The sequence below is a fragment of the Tessaracoccus pujii genome (genome assembly GCF_054483895.1).
Genome location: NZ_CM137012.1, coordinates 2,626,420 through 2,643,894, shown reverse-complemented (window position 1 = coordinate 2,643,894; position 17,475 = coordinate 2,626,420). Strand labels below are relative to the sequence as shown.

Below are 17,475 nucleotides of genomic sequence, written 5' to 3'. Positions count from 1 at the left end.
GTCGCGGGGCCAACCTATTGTGCAGCGCCTCGACGCGCCTCCCTCCGTGCACGACACGCCGTCGCGATGTGCCGCCGACCCTCTATGCGGGGTCCGGGGCCGGCTCAGACGGCGTTTCATGCCCGGCACGCAGCGCCAACGCGGCCGAGCGCACGTCTGCCAGCGGTACCCGAGCCCCCACCGCGACACTCAAGGCTCCAGCGAGCACCTCGTCGACGACCGGGGCGCTGAAGTCTGCCTGCCTGAACAAGAACGCCACGTCGAGGAGTTCATAGCGGAGGCCACCGTCGTCGAGCTGCTCCTCGAAGCGTGAACCCCCCTCCACGAACGCGCATTCGACGGCGGGGAACGTGCGCTGGGCGTCGGCCGCCCGGTCCCAGGTCCGGACAGACGCGACGGTTTCCGCGACCCCCTGACCGTGTGCGACGGAGTTCGCCCGGACGACGTCGGCCACCGTGCCCGGAACACCCGACAGTGCCTCCACTCCCGTCCACCCCTCGACGACCGCGCGTTCGACGAGCCCGTCCCAGCCTTCGACGGCGGCCACCGTCACCTGGACGCCGCCGCAGAAGGCGAGATCGTCGGCGTCGCAGGCCGAGTCGTCGATGACCAACCCGGCGATGGGAAGGGAATACAGGGAGTTGCTCATCCACCCATTGCACGCCGCCGCGACCCTCAACTCAAGGGCCGCCCGGTTTCGCTGCCTAGAGTGGGAACATGTCCACCCAGAAGGTCGACGACCACGTGATGCAGTGGCTGCTGGCGGGGGATGGCGCGGTGCGGTTCCAGACGCACCGCGACCTCCTGGCCGACGAGCGCCCAGACCTCGAGCAGCTCGTCGCCTCCGACGGCGACGCCGCGACCATCTTCGACGCGCGGGGTGCCGACGGGCACTGGGGTCGCGGGTTCTACCAGCCCAAGTGGACCTCGAGCCACTACTCGCTGCTCGAGATGCGCGACCTGGGGGTCGCCCCCGGCCACGCGGCGTGCGCGGCCACGGTCGCGCTGATCGCGCGCCAGAAGGGCGGCGACGGGGGAGTCAACCCTTCGGGCAGCAGGGGTGTCGCGGGACCCGCGGATGGACGATGCCCTGGCTGTGCTCGAGCGCAGGCGTCGCCGCGACGGGCGGTGGGCTGCGTCGGCGCAATTCCCTGGCGAGACCCACGTCGAGTACCCGGCCGCCGGCGCGCCAAACAGGTGGGTGACGGTGCGAGCTCTCCGGGTGCTCCGCCACTTCGGCTGAGGGCGCTTGAGCCTGACACGGCTCTCGCTGGGGGTGCTTGAGCCTGACACGGCTTTCCCTGGGGGTGCTTGAGCCTGACACGGGTCTCAATGTCGCTTTGCACGATCAAATCCCTTCCGCCGACTGTCGAGACTCGGATCCGGCTCAACACCCGTCAGCGAGAGCCGTGTCAGGCTCAAACCCATAGCCCGGCAGGGGCCGCAACAAGAACTCCGACGAGCGCGAGGCCGACAGGGCGTCCGACAGGCCGGTGTGGACCAGGGAGTCGCAGGGCACGCCCGTGGTCAACGCTGGCTCGCTGTACATACAAGCAGCGGCGCGACGTCAGGGCAGGTCATGATGACCGGACGTGTGGCGGTGCTGCTCAGGCCCGACCCCGCCGTCATCGAGCCCGCGGCACCCCGTGCGCGGCCACAAGGTCAGCCACGGCGTCAGGGGACGTGAGCACGGGCTGGGTGATCACCGCCCTGTCGCACCTGATCACCAGCTGCGTGAAGCTGGGCGGCGAGGTCTTCTCGGGGTGGTGGATCTCGAACGCCGTCATCCTGCGGAACGGGATCCGCGTCACGTTGTAGGCGTAGTTGGGGCGGCGGAAGAGCGGCTCGGCACTCCTGTTGCGGTCGATGATCACCAGGTCCATCGACGACGCGAGGATCATCACCCCGGCGGAGCGGCGCCGGCGACCCCGATCGTTCAGGCAGGACTGGCCGGGCTCGTCGACATGGATCGGCTGGAGGCGCTCACTGGCGCCGGCGTTGAGGGCCAGGACGAGTGAGCCGAAGAAGTGGTCCCGGGGCTGCGCGCTTCGCGGGGATACGACGGGGGCCGGCGGCCTGAGGTCGTGCGGCCCGGGGGACAGGACGTAGCGATCCACTTCCGCGATCGTCGGGTGCGACACGGCGTTGTACTCGACCTCCATCGCGTCTCCGTCGGACAGGAGCAGCGTCCATCTGGCCGCGAGGAGGTTGGTGTGCAGGATGGTCGCGACGACGTCGACGCGAGAAGCCGTGCGGCTGGTGACTTCTCCCGGTCCCGCCCGCAGCACGCGCACCTTGTCCGGGGAGACGGCGATCACCGACTCGTACAGGTCCATCCCGGGGCGGACCTTGGCGCGATCGATGGGGCGGGGCACCTTGAGGAGATGGCGTGCACCCTCGAGCTCGGGCCACCATCGGTTGAACCGGCGGGGGAGGTCTGCCGGGTCCTTGACCTCGCCGATCCACGGCCCGAAGGCGTCAAACTCCCGCAGGTCGTCGGGGTCTGCCGCCGCTCGCCAGTTCGGGATCTTCGCAGCCATGATGGGTCTCCCAGGTGCGCGACGGTGAGGTCGTCGTCGGCCCGTCCCAGAGGCGCGGTACCTACCCGATTCTACCGTCGCGGCTCAATGGGGCCAACCCCCCCGGCCGGGTCAGGCGTCCTGGCTGTAGATGAGCACCGAGTAGGGGCCCACTGAGATGTTCGCGTGCGCCCCCATCCCGTCCTCGTCCTCCTCGAACGCGGTTACGTCGAAGGAGTCGTGGTCACCGAACAACGAGCTGTAGAGCCTGGCGTCGCTGTTGAACCGCAACCTCCACAGCCCGCCGTGCGGCATCCCGATCCGGTAGTCGGTGTAGGTCTCCGTGCTGAGATTGACCACCACCACGACGTCGTCTCCTGCCCCGTGGTCCATCCAGCGCTGGAAGGCGATGACGTTGTCCACCTCGTTGACGTGGTAGATGTTCAGCCCGCGCCCGGTCAGCCCGCGGGTCACGCCGCCGCGGTTGAGGCGCAGGTCGATCAGGGTCTTGTACAGCGTCGTGATCCCCTCGAAGCGCTCGATCCGGTCCCAGTCCAGGGGGTCGTCGTCGGAGAACCAGCCGCCCTCCAGCGCCTCCTGGCCCTGGAAGATCATCGGGATTCCGGGGCTGGTCATCACGAGCGCGCCGCCGACGGTGGAGCGCTTCTGCGCGAACCATCCGTCCGCGTTCTCCGGGTCGATCTCGTGCGGCACCCGCGCGGAGCCGTTGGCCACCTCGTCGTGCGACTCGGTGTACACGACGCGGCGGAACGGGTCGCCGTCGTAGTTGTGCGCGATCGCGTCGGCGATGGAGGACAGCGAGCGCTCCTCGTCGGTCATCGCCGTGATGGCGTGCCGGACGGGGTGCACGAACTCGGCGTCCCACTGCGCGTGGAAGCCGGCGCCGTCGCCCTCGAGACCGACGATCCGGTCGTGCCCGTGGAGGTCCTCGGCTATCGAGATTCGGCCCGGGTACTCGTCGCGCATGGACTGGGTGATCCAGCGCATGAGCCCGAAGCCCTCCTCAAGCTCGAACCCGCCACCGGACACCGAGCGCATGTAGGGCGTCATGTCCAGGCGCAGGCCGTCGACGCGGTAGTCACGCAGCCACATCATCGCGTTGTCGTGGATGAAGCGACGCACCTCCTCTCGCCCGTAGTCAGGTCGGGTGTCACCCCACGGGGTGGAGGCGCGGTCATCGTTGTAGAAGTAGATGCCGCCCCTTCCGTTCTCGCCCCACCCGTCGAACTGCCAGAGATCCAGATCCGAGGGGCCGAAGTGGTTGTAGACCACGTCGAGGATCACCGCGAAACCGCGCTGGTGGGCCGTCTTGATGAGGGTCTTGAACGCGTCCGGGCCGCCGTAGGCGCTCTCGACGGCGAAGATGTGCGCCGGGTTGTACCCCCACGACTGGTCACCTGCGAACTCCGCCACGGGCATGATCTGCAACGTGTTGACGCCCAGCTCCTGCAGGTAGTCCAGCTGCTCGATGACGTCGTGGAAGCCGCCCACGCCGCCGTCCGACGGGGCGAACGAGCCCACGTGCATCTCGTAGATGACCATCTCGTGGTGCGGCGGGCAGTGCGCGGCCCGGCCCTGCCAGTCGAAGGCGCTGTGGTCGTAGATGACGCCGTTGCCCACCGAGTTGGTGACCTGCTGGGCGTAGGGGTCGATCCGATCGAAGGCGTCCTCCCCGTTGGTGAGCCAGTACTTGTACTCGTCACCCGGCCCGGCGCCGTCGACGAAGGTGTACCAGTACCCGTTGCCCTCGTCCCCCAGGGGTGTGGCGGAATGGCTCCAGTCGTTGAAGTCGCCCATGACGGCCACGCTGTCCGCGTGGGGCGCCCAGAGCCGGAAGCCGACGCCTCCGTCGGCGATGATCGCACCCATTCCAGCCAGTGTCTTGTGCTCGGCCACGTGCCCCCCGATCGTTGGATGTCCAGCGCATCGAGTGTGCCCGACACACCCCCGCATCCGCCAACGGATGAGAGATTCTCAGGTTGCGTTTGACGCGAGCGTGTTCTGGGTACGTCGTTGGTAGGGAGCAGTAGCTCTTGACGACCATCGAACGTAATGGAGGATCACCATGGCGTACCCGAACGAGGCGCCCATCACCGGTGGGCAGAACGAGTACGGCGCACCGCAGGCGCCCAACTCCATGACAGGTCAGCCCGGCACCACCAGCTGGGACGCGCCGCCTTCCGGCGAGCAGTCGAAGAGTGATCAGGCCAAGGAGGTCGCCTTCCACACCGGCGACAGGGCCAAGGATGTGGCGGCCACCGCCCAGGACGAGGCGAGGGCCGTCAAGGACACGGCAGCCGACGCCGGCGGCCACGTCGTCGAGACGGCCAAGCAGGAGGCCGGACAGGTGCTCGAGGAGGCCAAGTTCCAGGGCAGGCGCCTGCTGGACGAGTCGGTGACCGAGCTTCGGACGCAGGCCGGGACCGGACAGCACATGATCGCTGAGTTGGCGCGCTCGCTGAGCGGCGAGCTGAAGTCCATGGCTGACGCGGACCAGGGCGGGATGCTGAGCGACTACGTCGGGCAGGCCCAGCGCCTGAGCGACGACGCGGCCTCCTGGCTGGACAGCAGGCAGCCCGACGAGGTGCTGGACTCGGTACGACGGTACGCCGCCCGAAACCCGGTGCAGTTCCTGGCCATCTCCGCGGGCGTCGGCTTCATCGGGGCGCGGATCTTCCGCGGCCTCCAGGGCGCCAAGGCCGACGAGGAGAAGCTGGGTGAGTCCGCCAGCAGGTACGGGGTCTCGACGCAGCCTCCGGCGTCCTATGCGACGCCAGTGGCTGACGACTATTCCCTGGCCACGCCCTCGGGTGCGGCGCCCCGGCGCGAGTCGCCCGTGGGCAACGCCACCTTCGTGGAGCCGGAATCCCGGTACGAGGATCTCACGCCAGAAGGTGGGGATCCGTGGCGGGAGGGGCTGCGATGACCTCCCCTCACCTGGACCCCACCCCCACCGCCCGCGACCCCTACGGCACCGGGCACCCGGATGAGTCGAACCCCGCCGCGCCCCGGACCATCCCCCTGGGAATGGATCCCGAGGAGGCGGAGAAGGAGGCGAGCTATCTCCGCTACAAGGCAGAGGATCGCTCGCTCGGCGAGATCGCCAGTGACCTGATCGACAACGCCACGACGCTGATCCGTCAGGAAGTGGAGTTGGCCAAGGTCGAGGCGAAGCAGTCGGCCTCCAAGGCCGGTAAGGGTGCGGGCATGCTGGCCGGAGCAGGCGTGACCGCGTTCCTGGGCCTCATCGCCCTGACCCTCGCCCTGTGGTGGGGCCTGGCGGTGCTGATGGGCACCCGCGCTGAGCCGGCACTCGGCTGGAGCGGCGTGATCGTCGCCGTCCTCTGGTTCGCCGTCGCCGCCATCCTGGCGGTGGCCGGCAAGAACGAGTTCACCAAGATGCGTGGCCTGCCGCGCACCGCTGACACCGTCAAGAAGATTCCCAACGCTGCTGCAGGCAATGAGGAGAGGAACCGATGAGCACGAACCCAGAAGAGATCCGCCGCGACATCGAGCGCACCCGGGCGGAGCTGAGCGAGAACGTCAACGCCCTCAGTGACAGCGCCAAGCCGAGCAACGTCGTCCGTGAGCAGGTGGACAACGTCAAGGACAGCGTTCACGGCATCAAAGAGCGCATCTTCGGCTCCGACTCCAATCCGTACGACGACGGCGCCGTCGGTGCGGTCGCGGACAAGGCTGGTGGCGCTGTGACCGACGCGCGGGAGGCCGTGGCCGGCGCTCCGCGCCAGGTGAAGTCCGCCACGAGGGGCAATCCGTTGGCCGCCGGCCTGATCGCTGCCGGCCTCGGTGCCCTGATCGGCGGCCTGCTCCCCCCGTCGCAGATGGAGAAGGAGCGCGCGACGCAACTCAAGGACGCCGCTGAGCCGGCCCTGGAGCAGATCAAGGAGATGGCGACGGAGGCCAAGGACCACCTTCAGCCGCTGGCCCAGGATGTGGCTGAGAACGTCAAGAGCGCGGCCCAGACGGCGGGCGAGAATCTCAAGGCCGACGCGCAGGTGGCCAAGTACGAGGTGGCCGAGCAGGCCCAGCTCTCGGCCGAGACCGTGAAGGGCGATGCCCAGGCCAAGGTCGACGAGACCAGGGTCGAGGTCGAGGAGACGCGCTACCCGTGAGGTCGGGGCGTCAGCCCTGGCCTACGCACCGACGAGGTCCCGCCCCCTCCCCCCCGGGGGGCGGGACCTTTCTGCGAGCCCGTCAGGCACCGTCGTGGATCGGCGCCGCGCCGCGCAACGGCTGGATCTCCGGGTTGCCGTGCCGCGCCGGGGGCAGGGGAGCCGCGAGGCGAATGCCAGGCGGAATCTCCGTAGGGCGATGCTGCGCCAGGTAGCGCGCGACCACCTCGGTCACGTCGAGCGGATCGTCGCGGCCCCGCACCACCAGGACCTCGCCGTCGGCGTCCATCGGGCCGACTTTGCCGGGCGTCGCTTCGTAGAAGTAGCCGGCTACCCGGTAGGTGGCGTCCGCGTCGAGCGGTTCCTGGCCCGCTGACCCTGCCCGCCGTACGGCGGCGTCTGAGGTCCGCGCTCCCGTGGCTGCGCCAGGATCCAGGCTGTAGGTGAGGCCGGCGGTGGCGTGCAGCCACCCGCCCTTCCACTCCCACGGGTCCGGGTTGAGGGCGCCGTCGGCGGAGTTCTCCAGGAGCGCCGCGACCTTCGAACCCCGAACCTCCCCGACGCCCACCTGGGCGCCCACCGGCAGGTAGTGGAAAAGATCCTCGAGGCGGATGGGGCCGGGCGCCACGTGGGTGCCGTAGCGGAAGCCGCGAAGGTGCCCGATGTCCGCGCCGGCCTCCACGCGGATCGCCTCGGCGATGACGTCGTGCGAGGTGCCGGAGATGACCGCCGGCCGGTCACCGTCGGCGAAGTCGCTGCGGTGCAGCGCCACGTCGGTGTGCCCCACCACCTCGTCGATCGGCCGGCTGAGCACCGAGTGATTGATCGGATTCACATGCGGCCGGAAGTGCGGGCCCGCCAGGAAGGGGCGGCGGGCATCCTCGACCAGGGCCGCGACCACCGGGTCCGGCTCGAGGGCCTCGTCGACGGTGTGCAGGGTGTAGGACCAGGCGGCGACGCCGCCGTCGCCGAGCGTGACGTCGAGCACGCCGACGCGCGTGCCGTCCTGCCCCACCTCGGAGACCAGGGCGCCGGTCGAGGTCCGGACCAGCTCGCGCGTCTCCTCATGCATGTCGGAGGAGAGCACCACGTCGATGCCCGGATTGTCCTCCGCGATCATGATGTTCTTCGCCAGGCCGAACTCGGAGATCAAGACCACGGCGTCGACCCCCGCGTCGCGCAGTGCCGCCACATGCGTGGGGATCTCGTGCGCATCGCCGCTGAACCTGATGCCCTCGGTGACCCAGGGCCCGAGCGCGTTGATGGCGCGCTCCGAGGAGAGGCTGACGACACCGACGCGGGCTCTTCCGGCCTGGAGGATTCGGGTGGGCGGGAGAAGAAGGGCCTCGGTGCCGGCGTGGTAGACGTTGCAGGCCATCGCGCCCCAGCGGTGCGAGGGCACCGTGGTGCCCGGTAGCCCGGTGCCCGGCCCGAACAGCTCGAGGAATCGCTCCTTGCCGTAGATGTAGTCCCAGTTGCCGGGGGCGTACACGTCCACCCCGAGGGCGTCGACCATCTGGACGAGCGCCTGCCCGCGGGTGTAGAGCGCCTCAGCACTGCCCTGGATCGTGTCGCCCGTGTTCACCAGGATGCTGGTGGGCTGCTCCGCGCGCAGGCGCGCGATCAGGGTGGCCATGCGGGCCAGCCCACCCTCGAGCGAGCCCGTTGCGTCGCGGCGCACGTTCGGCCGCGGGAGGAGATGGCCATGGATGTCACCGATGTGGATGAAGCGGATCTGTGCCATGGCACCACTGTGCAGCAGAAGCGTCAGGCCATGCCGTAGATCACGAACAACGCGCGCGCCCCCAGGACCGCGACCGCAAGGGCGGCGAAGCGCGCGCGCCAGGTGCTGAGCAGGCCGAGCGCCAGCGCGAGGAGCAACGCCGCGCCGGCGGCGGCCTGGGCCCACCAGTAGGCGGGCGGGGTGGTGTCCGAGATGCGGGCCAGCCCGTGCGCGGCCTCACCCAGCGCCACGGCGGGGAGGAATGCCGCCGCGACCCCGCGCATCACCGCCGGCCCGCGTCCCTTCAGCAGCCACACCGCCACCCCCATCGCGCCGCCGCTGATCACGCCCGCGAGCGCCCAGAGCACCATCATCTGCAGGCCGACGGGGAAGCCCCGCAGGTGCGTGGTGGCGTAGTAGCCCACCATGACGAGAGGCCCTGCGCTCGCCCCCAGGAGGGCGTGGGCCGCCCAACCGCCCCTGGTGGCCGCGGCAACGCCTGCCGCGAGGACTACCACCGGGGTGGCGGAGTTGAACAATGGCGCCAGTACCGCCGGGGAGTAGGTCTGGCCGAAGGACATGGCGACACCCGCGGCCACGGAACCGGTCAGCGCAACGGGGAGACACCTGTGCATGACGGCGATGCTAGGCGGTCGAGGGACCATGTCGGCCCTCTGCGGCCGCCGCCCAGGGGCGAGCCAGGGCGGAATCGGGGGAATGCCAGGGGGTGGCCCGGGGACCGGTCGCTCCTGGTCGGGTAGACCAGCACAACGAGCGACCGACCGCGCGTGGACGTGCGGTAATCGGGCTCATCACAGATGAGGGTGTAGGAGGCTGTTCGGCGCGTCGGGCCGGGTAGGGGTCGAGGTCTCCCGATGATGGAAGTTCTCACGCTGCCCATCTGGAAGACCTCGACGTGTCTGATGCTACCCCTGGGGCGGGGTTCGCCTGCCCTGACCTGACCTCGTTCTGTCGGCTCGATGAGCTCGGCCTGGAGGTCACCGGCCAACTGCTGGAGCCTGGCCGTGCGGTGCTCGCCTGCCGGGTGGTGGAGCCGGATCAGTGGTGCCGACGCTGCGGCTGCGAAGGCGTGGCCCGTGACACCGTGACGCGGGCGTTGGCGCACGAGCCGTTCGGCTGGCGGCCGACCACGTTGCTGGTCACGATCCGTCGCTACCGCTGCACCGGCTGCGGGCATGTGTGGCGGCAAGACACCAGCCTCGCCGCGGAGCCGCGGGCGAAGCTGTCACGCCGCGGGCTGCGGTGGGCGTTGGAGGGTCTGGTCGTGCAGCACCTCACCGTCGCCCGGGTCGCCGAAGGGCTGGGGGTGTCGTGGAACACCGCCAACACGGCGGTCCTGGCCGAAGGCAAGCGGGTCCTGATCGACGACCCGACCAGGTTCGACGGGGTGACGGCCATCGGCGTGGACGAGCACGTGTGGCGCCACACCCGCCGCGGTGACAAGTACGTCACCGTCATCATCGACCTGACCGGCATCCGCACCCGGACAGGGCCTGCCAGGCTGCTCGACATGGTCGAAGGGCGCTCCAAGCAGGCGTTCAAGCAGTGGCTGTCCGAACGCGACCAGGCATGGCGCGACAGAGTTGAGGTCGTCGCGATGGACGGGTTCACCGGGTTCAAGACCGCCACCGCCGAAGAGCTGCCCGACGCGACCGCCGTCATGGATCCCTTCCACGTGGTCCGCCTCGCCGGCGACGCCCTCGACCGATGCCGCCGACGCGTCCAACAAGCCATCCACGGACACCGAGGCCGCACCAGCGACCCGCTCTACTCGGCGCGCCGCACCCTCCACACCGGCACCGACCTCCTCACCGACCGACAGAAGGACCGGCTCACCGCCCTGTTCGCCGGCGATGACCATGTCGAGGTCGAAGCCACCTGGGGCATCTACCAACGCATGATCGCCGCCTACCGCGAACCCGATCGGACCAGAGGCCGGGCCCTGATGACCAGCCTGATCGCCTCGGTCAGCCAGGGCGTCCCCGCCGCGTTGAGCGAGGTGATCACACTCGGCCGAACGCTGAAGAAGCGAGCCGACGACGTGCTGGCCTATTTCGACCGGCCCGGCACCTCGAACGGTCCCACCGAGGCCCTCAACGGCCGCCTGGAACATCTCCGCGGATCAGCACTCGGCTTCCGGAACCTCACCAACTACATCGCCAGATCACTGCTCGAGACCGGCGGATTCAGACCCCGACTACACCCTGGATTGTGATGAGCCGGTAATCGTTCCTCCAGGTGGCCCTCCGACGCCTGTGGAGGGCCGGGAGTCGGTCTGGAGGAACAATCGCCGCAGGTCGAGGCCCTGAACCGTCAGTGGCCGGGGATGTCCCGGTGGGAGAACCGCCACAGCGCGAACGCGGCCAGGGCCGCCGCGACCGCCAACTGGACCAGGATCGGCGCCAGCGCGAACTCCTCGGCAGGCATGGCCGGGGTGTGCTCGAACGGCGAGATCTGGCGAACCCAGTCCGGAAGCTGCATGACGTCGCCGAACAGTTCGATGAGGCCGCCCGCCACCACCGGGATCCAGGCGAGTGTCACCAACCGCGGGGCGAGGGCGTGCAGCGCCGCCGCCAGCGCGAGCACCACCAGGATGGCCGGGATGCCGGTGGCAGCGCCGGCCAGGGCATCACCGATGAGCGAGTCGACGTCGCCGGGCACGTAGGCGATGCGTCGGTGGAGGTCGACGGCGTTGCGGACGGGTCAGGGCGCCGCGGGAGGATCCGGGTCCGTGACGCCGTCGGCTGGGCGGCGTGCGGGGTCGTCGACGGGGGTGAAGGCGGCGCGGATCTGCCGGAGGAACGTGTCGTCGGTGAACAGCCCGTGGGTGAAGAGCTCCATCGACGCCAACGAGTACCGCGGCAGCACGGCTGGGTCGAGGAGGTGTGTGCCACCGAGACGGCGGGCAACCTGACTCTCGAGGACGGTGGCGCCCAGGCTCCTGTTGCTGTCACCAGCGGTCGTGGACGTACTCGCGGATGTACTCGTCGTAGATCCGCTCGCAGGCCGCGAGCTGGTCGTCGGTCAGCGACGGCAGCGAGCCCGCCGCCGCGTTGGCCGCTGCCTGCTCGGGGCGGCTCGCGCCGGGGATGACGACGGAGACGCCGGGCTGGTCGATGATCCACCGGAGCGCGAACTGCGCCGGCGTCACGCCGTCGGGCACGATCGACGCGAACTCCCGCGCCGCCTGCACGCCCACGCCGTAGGGAACGCCGCTGAACGTCTCACCCTGGTCGAACGCCTCGCCGTGCCGGTTGTAGGTGCGGTGGTCCTCCGGCGCGAACGTCGTGTCCTCGGTGAACTTGCCGGTGAGCAGGCCGCTCGCCAGCGGCACTCGGGCGATGATCCCGACGCCGGCCGCGGCGGCCGCGGGCAGCACCCGCTCGAGCGGCTTGCGGCGGAACACGTTGAGGATGATCTGGATGCTCGCAACGCCAGACCGTTCCAGCGCAGTGAGGGCCTCCTCGACCGTCTCAACCGACACGCCGTAGTTGCGGATCCAGCCCTGCTCCACCATCTCGTCGAGCGCGTCGTACACGGCGTCGTCGGAGTAGACCGTGCTGGGCGGGCAGTGAAGCTGGGTGAGGTCGATGGTGTCGACGCCCAGCAACCGCCGCGAGCGGTCCGTCCACGCCCGCAGGTTCTCCCGCGTGAACTGCTCCGGCGTGTGCGGATCGGCGCGGCGGCCCAGCTTGGTGGCCACCATGACCGACCCGTCGGCGCGCTCGCGCAGGAACCGTCCGACGAGCTCCTCGCTGTGGCCGTCGCCGTAGACGTCTGCGGTGTCGAAGAACGTGACGCCCGCGTCGGCCGCGGCGTGGAGCACGCCCATCGAGGCGTCGTCGCTGACGTCACCCCAGTCCCCGCCGAACTGCCAGCAGCCCTGGCCCACCACACCGACCTCGCGGCCGGTCCTACCCAATGTTGACTTCTGCATGGATCCACCTTGGCACAGCCGACCTAGCCCGCGGAGGTGCCGGAGGCGGAGGCGCCGACGAGTTCGGCAGCCGACCCCGCCATGTGGCGCGCTCCGCGGAGACCGAAGACCGCCGCCGGGCCGATCGTCGAGCCGGGGCCGGGGTACGTCCGTCCCATCACCGAGGCCGAGTTGTTGCCCGCCGCGTACAGGCCCTCGATCACCGAGCCATCCTCCCGCAGCGCCCGCGCGTGCTCGTCGGTCAAGACGCCGCCCTTCGTTCCCAGGTCGCCGATCACCACGCGGTACGCCGTGAACGGGCCCTTCTCCAGCGGGCCGAGGTTGGGGTTCGGGATCACCGACGGGTCGCCGTAGTAGCGGTCGTAGGCGGACTTGCCGCGGCCGAAGTCGTCGTCGACCCCCGCGCGTGCGAAGGCGTTGAACCGGTCGACGGTGGCGCGCAGCTTCGCCGGCTCCATCCTGATCCTGCGCGCCAGCAGCTCGACGGTGTCCGCCTTCGCCATCGACCCCTCCGCAGCCAGCTTCTTGTTGGCCCTGGGATCCAGGGCGTAGGCGCGCATGTAACGCCGCGCGTGCCGGGCCTCGCCGATGAGCCAGAAGTCCCCGTCCCTGTCGTGCTCCAGCATGTGGTGGCCCAGGTCGACGTAGGACTCCGCCTCGTTGGCGAACCGCGACCCCTCGCGATCCACCATGATCGAGTACGGCAACGCCCGCTCGCCCACCAGGAACGACGGCCCGCCGCCCTGCGCGGGGGCCACAGACGCGCCCCACCACGCGTCGTCCATGAGCTCCACCGCGGCCCCTGCGCGCTGCGCCATGACGATCGGGCCACCCAGGTTGCCGGGGTTACCGGAACTGTCTCCCTGGATCCCGTGATACTGAAGGCGCATCTGCGTGTTGTGGTCGAACCCACCGCCGGCCAGCATCACGCCGCGACGGGCGCCCACGGTCTGTGTGCGACCCTCGTGCGTGATCCGCACGCCCACGACGCGGTCGCCGTCGATGATCAGGTCCTCGACGGGGCTGCTCAGCCACAGTTTCGCGCCGCCCTTCTGCACCACGCCCGCGAACATCGCCGTGGCCAGCGCCGCGCCGATCCCCACGCCGCGTCGGCCGGTGCCGACGAAGCTCAGCAACCGGAACACGAGCTCGGCGCCACGCTTGAAGCCGCTCCACGTGGACCACGCGCGCTGCAGCAACCACACATCGTCGGTCTTGATCGGCAGCGGCGCGGTGAGCCTCATCGTGTGGTACCACTCGCCCAGCACCTTGGAATCCAGAGGCTTAACCTCGATCGCGCGCCCGATCCGGCCCCCTGGCAGCTCCGGGTAGTAGTCCGGGTATTCCCCAGCGCGGACGAACTGCACGCCGTAGCGCTCCGCTGTGGTGACGAAGTCCGCCACCGAATCAACGAAGGCCTCCTTGCGCTCCCGCGAGGTGGCGCGGCCGGCGTCGCCGATGCACGCCTCCATGTACTCAAGCGCCGATTCGCGGGAGTCGGCCACCCGCTCGCGCCGCATCAGCGGGTTGTTGGGCAGCCACATGCCTCCGCCGGACATGGCGGTGCTGCCGCCCCACTTGTCGGTGCTCTCCAGCATCACCACGTCGAGCTTCTCGTCGACGGCGCCCAGCGCGGTGGCCATGGCGGCCCCGCCCGAGCCGACGACCACCACATCGAACGAATGGTCAAAGGTCTGAGACACGGTTCCTCCTCGATATCCGGACAACTGTGTCCGGTTCTATGCTGTCCAGCATGCCCGCCCACATGCGCAGGATCAATAGGGGACCGGCCGCCGCAGCCGAGAATCGTCGTGCTCTGCTGGCCGCGGCGCGGGATCTGTTCGCCGAGCGCGGGTTCGACGTGCCGCTCCAGGCCATCGCCAAGAGGGCACGGGTGGGGCAGGGGGTCCTGTACCGGCACTTCCCCAGGCGGATGGATCTCGCGCTGGCCGTGTTCGAGGAGAACTTCCTGCGGCTCGAGGCGGCCGGGGCCGACGTCGGGCCCGGGTCCTTCGCGCGCTTGTGGGGGCTGCTCGTCGACGAGGTGGTGGACTCAGCGGCCTTCGTCGAGATGGCGGTGGAGGCCAGGCGTGAGCTGCCGGACTTCGGCGGGACTGCGCGGCTGCTGGCCATCTTCGGCCCTCACGTCGAGGCGGCGCTCCGCGGCGGGGAGGTGCGGGCGGACCTCGTCGTCGAAGACGTCCCCACCGGTGTGCGGATGGTCTACGGGCTGGTGGTCACCAGCGGGGGGCGAAGCAGATTGTCCGCGACCATCGACGACGTGTCGCGGCGGTGGTTCGGGCTGGCGTGAGCGCCAGGTGAGGCACCACGAGGTCCGGTGTTCAACGCAGCGGGCACGGAAGGGCAACAGATGGCCAAGCCGCGCCCTGCGGTCCGCGCGGGCCTACGCTTGGACCCATCGGATGAGAGGCGGCCCCATGGCTGGCATCAAGCACAACATCGCCCTGGTGGCCCACGACAACAAGAAGGCCGAGCTGCTCAGCTGGGCCAACTTCAACCGCGGCACCCTCAGCGGCCACACGCTCTTCGCCACGGGAACCACAGGCACCATGCTCGAGTACGAGCTCGGGCTGCCCGTCACCCGCCTGCTGTCCGGCCCCGTGGGTGGGGACCAGCAGATCGGCGCCATGATCGCCGAGGGACGGATCGACACGCTCATCTTCTTCTGGGACCCGCTCGAGCCGCAGCCGCACGACCCAGACGTCAAGGCGCTGTTGCGCATCGGCGCCGTGTGGAACGTGCCCATGGCCTGCAACATCGCGACCGCTGACCTGCTGATCTCCTCGCCGCTGCTGGACCAGCCGTGGGCGAACAAGCCGGACATCTCGCCGCGTGCCTGGGAGCCCAGCGAGCCGGAGTGACGCCTACGGCAAACCTTGACCGTCTCCGTACGGAGCCTTGACGAAGCCGCTTCGAATCCGGCAGGTGTGGAAAGCTTGGCGACGTGATGCCCCTTGAGCTGCCGTTCCCAGACATCAATCCCGTCGCCGTCAACATCTTCGGACTGAAGATCCACTGGTACGCAATCATGTACCTGCTCGCGTTCGGGCTGGGCTACCTCCTCATGGTCCGACGGCTCCGCCACGAGCCGTACCGGTCCGTCACGACGCCCGAGCCGTGGACGCGCGCGGATATCGAGGACATCCTCCTCTACGCGATCTTCGGTGTCCTGGCCGGCGGACGGCTGGGCTACACCCTCTTCTACAATCCGGCCTACTACTTCGCCAACCCCCTGGAGATCGTTCAGATCTGGGACGGTGGCATGAGCTTCCACGGTGGCGCCATCGGTGTCGCTCTCGGCCTGGCCTGGTACGCGTGGCGCAAGAAGCGTCCCTTCCTCCAGGTGGGGGACTTCCTCGTCCCCGCAGCGCCGCTCGGCCTGGCCGCGGGCCGCTTCGGCAACTTCATCAACGGTGAGCTCTGGGGCCGTGAGGCCTCCTCAGACCTGCCCTGGGCCATGCGATTCCCCACGGGGGGCGACGTGCTGCGCCACCCGTCGCAGCTGTACCAGATGCTCCTCGAAGGCCTGCTCCTGTTCGTGCTGCTGTGGCTCTATGCCCGCAAGCCCCGCTTCCGGGGACAGGTGACCGGCATGTTCATCGCCGGGTACGGCCTGTTCCGGTTCATCGCCGAGTTCTGGCGCGAACCGGACGCGCAACTGGGGTTCCTGTCGCTCGGCCTCAGCATGGGCCAATGGCTCTCGCTGCCCATGGTGCTCGTCGGGCTCGTGCTGTGGTCCTGGTCGCGGATGCGGGCCCTCAGCGACGTCGAGGCCGAGCCTGTGGACAACTCGGCGGATAACTCCGACGGGCCGGGGGAGCGCTGATCGCACGCCGCCCGACGGCGACACCCTGTCCACAGATTGACTGTGGATAAGTGTGTGTATGCGCAGCGCTACCCGCGGGGCCCCGGGGTAAGCCAGGCCTCTGGATCCTTCACCACGGGCCCCATCGCGGCAAGCCCTGCACCCATCGCCGGGCGCAGCGGTGCGTCGGTCAGCGGGGCGATGTCCAACGCACACTTGCGCGCCCACACCACACGTCCGCTGAGTTGCCGGTGCAGCGGCTCCCGCAACCACGGCTCCAACCGGGCGAAGTGGCCCGACAGGCGCACCGTCGACACGTCGGCGAGGTTGATCGCCGCACCGAGAGCGATGCCCAGCGCGCCGGCGGTGCGTCGCATGACCGACAGGGCGCGTTCGTCGTGGTGGGCCAAAGCGTGGAGCAGGGACTCGAGGGTGGGCTGGCGCGCCGCCGAGAGCAGGGCGTGCAGGCCCACCACCGTCTCCAGGCAGCCGATGGAGCCGCACGGACACGGGGCCCCGCGCGGATCGACGCACACGTGGCCGATCTCTCCGGCCCACCCATGCTCGCCCAGGTGCAGGATGCCCTGGACGACGATGGCGCCGCCCACCCCGGCATCCCCGCCGAGCATGATGAACGAGCGGCCATTGAGTTCCCGCATCAGCGTCACCGCTGAGCAGTCGGCATCGTTGGCGATGTTGAGTGCCAGGGGTGAGCCGGCGTGGTCCAGCCTCCAGTGATCCGCCGGGCGCCGCCCGTCCCACCCCAACGGGCTCGACTTGACCACCCTCCCCGTCCGACGGTCCACCAGGGCCGGCACCGCCACGTAGGCCCCGATCACTCGACCGGTGTTTGGCAGGGCCTCCAGCACTTCGCCGCCGAGGCGAGCCAACTCCGCCATGGTGCCCTCGATCCCCAGCATCTTGACGTCCGCCGTAATTTCGCGCCACGAACGCACCGTCATGGTGAGATCCACGAGCGCGGCCACGAGGCGGCCCGCGCCGACGAAGAGGCCGAGCCCGAACGTCGCGCCCGGCCTGATCGACAGGGGGACGGCCGGCCTGCCGCGACCCACGCTCGCCGCCTCACCCTCGCTGACCAGGCCTCCGTTGATCAGGTCGTCGACAAGCCGCGACACCGTCGAGCGCGTCATCCCCAACTGATGGGCGATCCCGGCGCGCGACACCCGTCCACTCTGGTCGACCACCTGGCGGAACACCAGCTTCAGGTTCGACGAGCGCATCGCCGCCTGCGTCATCCCCGACGCGTGGTCCGGATCCGATTCGGTCATCGGTTC

General features: G+C 69.7%; 18 protein-coding genes. 8 read left to right on the top strand and 10 right to left on the bottom strand.

What is annotated here, in order from left to right; genetic code table 11:
• Positions 1–82: 82 nt before the first annotated feature.
• Positions 83–649, bottom strand: coding sequence for a hypothetical protein (locus ACX1D0_RS12520; protein WP_459018281.1), 567 nt, complete (start codon positions 647–649; stop codon positions 83–85).
• Positions 650–717: 68 nt separating this feature from the next.
• Here ACX1D0_RS12520 and ACX1D0_RS12515 point away from each other — a divergent pair, with 68 nt between their 5' ends.
• Complete coding sequence (locus ACX1D0_RS12515; protein WP_459018279.1) at positions 718–1,284, top strand: hypothetical protein; 567 nt, start codon at positions 718–720, stop codon at positions 1,282–1,284.
• 341 nt (positions 1,285–1,625) lie between these two features.
• On the opposite strand, the gene ACX1D0_RS12510 is transcribed toward ACX1D0_RS12515, so the two are convergent.
• Both ACX1D0_RS12510 and ACX1D0_RS12505 read right to left on the bottom strand, forming a co-directional pair.
• Positions 1,626–2,540 carry a hypothetical protein gene (locus ACX1D0_RS12510; RefSeq protein WP_459018278.1) on the bottom strand — a complete coding sequence of 305 codons (915 nt, stop codon included), beginning with the start codon at positions 2,538–2,540 and terminating at the stop codon, positions 1,626–1,628.
• Between the two features lie 111 nt (positions 2,541–2,651).
• Positions 2,652–4,409 (bottom strand): alpha-amylase family glycosyl hydrolase, encoded by a 1,758-nt coding sequence (locus ACX1D0_RS12505; protein ID WP_459018277.1) that lies wholly within the window; start codon positions 4,407–4,409, stop codon positions 2,652–2,654.
• 196 nt (positions 4,410–4,605) lie between these two features.
• Between ACX1D0_RS12505 and ACX1D0_RS12500 the strand changes: the two genes are divergently transcribed.
• From ACX1D0_RS12500 to ACX1D0_RS12490, 3 genes are read left to right on the top strand one after another with little or no spacing between them, the layout of a single operon-like run.
• Positions 4,606–5,466: a hypothetical protein gene (locus ACX1D0_RS12500; RefSeq protein ID WP_459018276.1), complete on the top strand. Its 861-nt coding sequence runs from the start codon at positions 4,606–4,608 to the stop codon at positions 5,464–5,466.
• Positions 5,463–6,020 carry a phage holin family protein gene (locus ACX1D0_RS12495; RefSeq protein ID WP_459018275.1) on the top strand — a complete coding sequence of 186 codons (558 nt, stop codon included), beginning with the start codon at positions 5,463–5,465 and terminating at the stop codon, positions 6,018–6,020. The genes ACX1D0_RS12500 and ACX1D0_RS12495 overlap by 4 nt, the downstream gene beginning before the upstream one ends.
• Positions 6,017–6,673 carry a DUF3618 domain-containing protein gene (locus tag ACX1D0_RS12490; protein WP_459018274.1) on the top strand — a complete coding sequence of 219 codons (657 nt, stop codon included), beginning with the start codon at positions 6,017–6,019 and terminating at the stop codon, positions 6,671–6,673. Before ACX1D0_RS12495 ends, ACX1D0_RS12490 begins: the two co-directional genes overlap by 4 nt.
• 82 nt (positions 6,674–6,755) lie before the next feature.
• On the opposite strand, the gene ACX1D0_RS12485 is transcribed toward ACX1D0_RS12490, so the two are convergent.
• Both ACX1D0_RS12485 and ACX1D0_RS12480 read right to left on the bottom strand, forming a co-directional pair.
• Positions 6,756–8,417 carry a bifunctional metallophosphatase/5'-nucleotidase gene (locus ACX1D0_RS12485; RefSeq protein WP_459018272.1) on the bottom strand — a complete coding sequence of 554 codons (1,662 nt, stop codon included), beginning with the start codon at positions 8,415–8,417 and terminating at the stop codon, positions 6,756–6,758.
• 23 nt (positions 8,418–8,440) lie between these two features.
• Complete coding sequence (locus ACX1D0_RS12480) at positions 8,441–9,031, bottom strand: DUF6518 family protein (RefSeq protein ID WP_459018270.1); 591 nt, start codon at positions 9,029–9,031, stop codon at positions 8,441–8,443.
• A 281-nt stretch (positions 9,032–9,312) separates the two neighbouring features.
• Between ACX1D0_RS12480 and ACX1D0_RS12475 the strand changes: the two genes are divergently transcribed.
• Positions 9,313–10,632: an ISL3 family transposase gene (locus ACX1D0_RS12475; RefSeq protein WP_459018268.1), complete on the top strand. Its 1,320-nt coding sequence runs from the start codon at positions 9,313–9,315 to the stop codon at positions 10,630–10,632.
• A gap of 98 nt (positions 10,633–10,730) precedes the next feature.
• On the opposite strand, the gene ACX1D0_RS12470 is transcribed toward ACX1D0_RS12475, so the two are convergent.
• The 4 genes from ACX1D0_RS12470 to ACX1D0_RS12455 form a co-directional block, all read right to left on the bottom strand.
• Positions 10,731–11,078, bottom strand: a complete 348-nt coding sequence (locus ACX1D0_RS12470; RefSeq protein ID WP_459018266.1) for an efflux permease Rv1217c-related protein — start codon at positions 11,076–11,078, stop codon at positions 10,731–10,733.
• A 42-nt stretch (positions 11,079–11,120) separates the two neighbouring features.
• Positions 11,121–11,285 (bottom strand): hypothetical protein, encoded by a 165-nt coding sequence (locus tag ACX1D0_RS12465; RefSeq protein WP_459018265.1) that lies wholly within the window; start codon positions 11,283–11,285, stop codon positions 11,121–11,123.
• An 82-nt stretch (positions 11,286–11,367) separates the two neighbouring features.
• A complete protein-coding gene (locus ACX1D0_RS12460) occupies positions 11,368–12,354 on the bottom strand; it encodes an aldo/keto reductase (protein ID WP_459018263.1) in 987 nt (328 codons plus the stop codon).
• A gap of 23 nt (positions 12,355–12,377) precedes the next feature.
• The gene (locus ACX1D0_RS12455; RefSeq protein ID WP_459018261.1) at positions 12,378–14,057 is read right to left on the bottom strand and encodes an FAD-binding protein; all 1,680 of its coding nucleotides are present in this window, start codon (positions 14,055–14,057) and stop codon (positions 12,378–12,380) included.
• 50 nt (positions 14,058–14,107) lie between these two features.
• On the opposite strand from ACX1D0_RS12455, the gene ACX1D0_RS12450 reads away from it, so the two are divergent.
• The 3 genes from ACX1D0_RS12450 to lgt all read left to right on the top strand — a co-directional run bounded on the left by ACX1D0_RS12450 (position 14,108) and on the right by lgt (position 16,201).
• Complete coding sequence (locus tag ACX1D0_RS12450; RefSeq protein WP_459018259.1) at positions 14,108–14,665, top strand: TetR/AcrR family transcriptional regulator; 558 nt, start codon at positions 14,108–14,110, stop codon at positions 14,663–14,665.
• Positions 14,666–14,792: 127 nt separating this feature from the next.
• Positions 14,793–15,236: a methylglyoxal synthase gene (locus tag ACX1D0_RS12445; protein WP_459018257.1), complete on the top strand. Its 444-nt coding sequence runs from the start codon at positions 14,793–14,795 to the stop codon at positions 15,234–15,236.
• 86 nt (positions 15,237–15,322) lie between these two features.
• Complete coding sequence (gene lgt / locus ACX1D0_RS12440; RefSeq protein ID WP_459020441.1) at positions 15,323–16,201, top strand: prolipoprotein diacylglyceryl transferase; 879 nt, start codon at positions 15,323–15,325, stop codon at positions 16,199–16,201.
• A gap of 68 nt (positions 16,202–16,269) precedes the next feature.
• On the opposite strand, the gene ACX1D0_RS12435 is transcribed toward lgt, so the two are convergent.
• Positions 16,270–17,469, bottom strand: coding sequence for an ROK family protein (locus ACX1D0_RS12435; RefSeq protein ID WP_459018255.1), 1,200 nt, complete (start codon positions 17,467–17,469; stop codon positions 16,270–16,272).
• Positions 17,470–17,475 lie beyond the last annotated feature (6 nt).

Coding starts and splice junctions, on each gene's coding strand:
- ACX1D0_RS12515 (WP_459018279.1), top strand. CDS start 718: ATGTCCACCCAGAAGGTCGACGACCACGTGATGCAGTGGCTGCTGGCG.
- ACX1D0_RS12445 (WP_459018257.1), top strand. CDS start 14,793: ATGGCTGGCATCAAGCACAACATCGCCCTGGTGGCCCACGACAACAAG.
- ACX1D0_RS12485 (WP_459018272.1), bottom strand. CDS start 8,417: ATGGCACAGATCCGCTTCATCCACATCGGTGACATCCATGGCCATCTC.
- lgt (WP_459020441.1), top strand. CDS start 15,323: ATGCCCCTTGAGCTGCCGTTCCCAGACATCAATCCCGTCGCCGTCAAC.
- ACX1D0_RS12490 (WP_459018274.1), top strand. CDS start 6,017: ATGAGCACGAACCCAGAAGAGATCCGCCGCGACATCGAGCGCACCCGG.
- ACX1D0_RS12500 (WP_459018276.1), top strand. CDS start 4,606: ATGGCGTACCCGAACGAGGCGCCCATCACCGGTGGGCAGAACGAGTAC.
- ACX1D0_RS12480 (WP_459018270.1), bottom strand. CDS start 9,031: ATGCACAGGTGTCTCCCCGTTGCGCTGACCGGTTCCGTGGCCGCGGGT.
- ACX1D0_RS12460 (WP_459018263.1), bottom strand. CDS start 12,354: ATGCAGAAGTCAACATTGGGTAGGACCGGCCGCGAGGTCGGTGTGGTG.
- ACX1D0_RS12505 (WP_459018277.1), bottom strand. CDS start 4,409: ATGGGTGCGATCATCGCCGACGGAGGCGTCGGCTTCCGGCTCTGGGCG.
- ACX1D0_RS12495 (WP_459018275.1), top strand. CDS start 5,463: ATGACCTCCCCTCACCTGGACCCCACCCCCACCGCCCGCGACCCCTAC.
- ACX1D0_RS12450 (WP_459018259.1), top strand. CDS start 14,108: ATGCCCGCCCACATGCGCAGGATCAATAGGGGACCGGCCGCCGCAGCC.
- ACX1D0_RS12435 (WP_459018255.1), bottom strand. CDS start 17,469: ATGACCGAATCGGATCCGGACCACGCGTCGGGGATGACGCAGGCGGCG.
- ACX1D0_RS12520 (WP_459018281.1), bottom strand. CDS start 649: ATGAGCAACTCCCTGTATTCCCTTCCCATCGCCGGGTTGGTCATCGAC.
- ACX1D0_RS12510 (WP_459018278.1), bottom strand. CDS start 2,540: ATGGCTGCGAAGATCCCGAACTGGCGAGCGGCGGCAGACCCCGACGAC.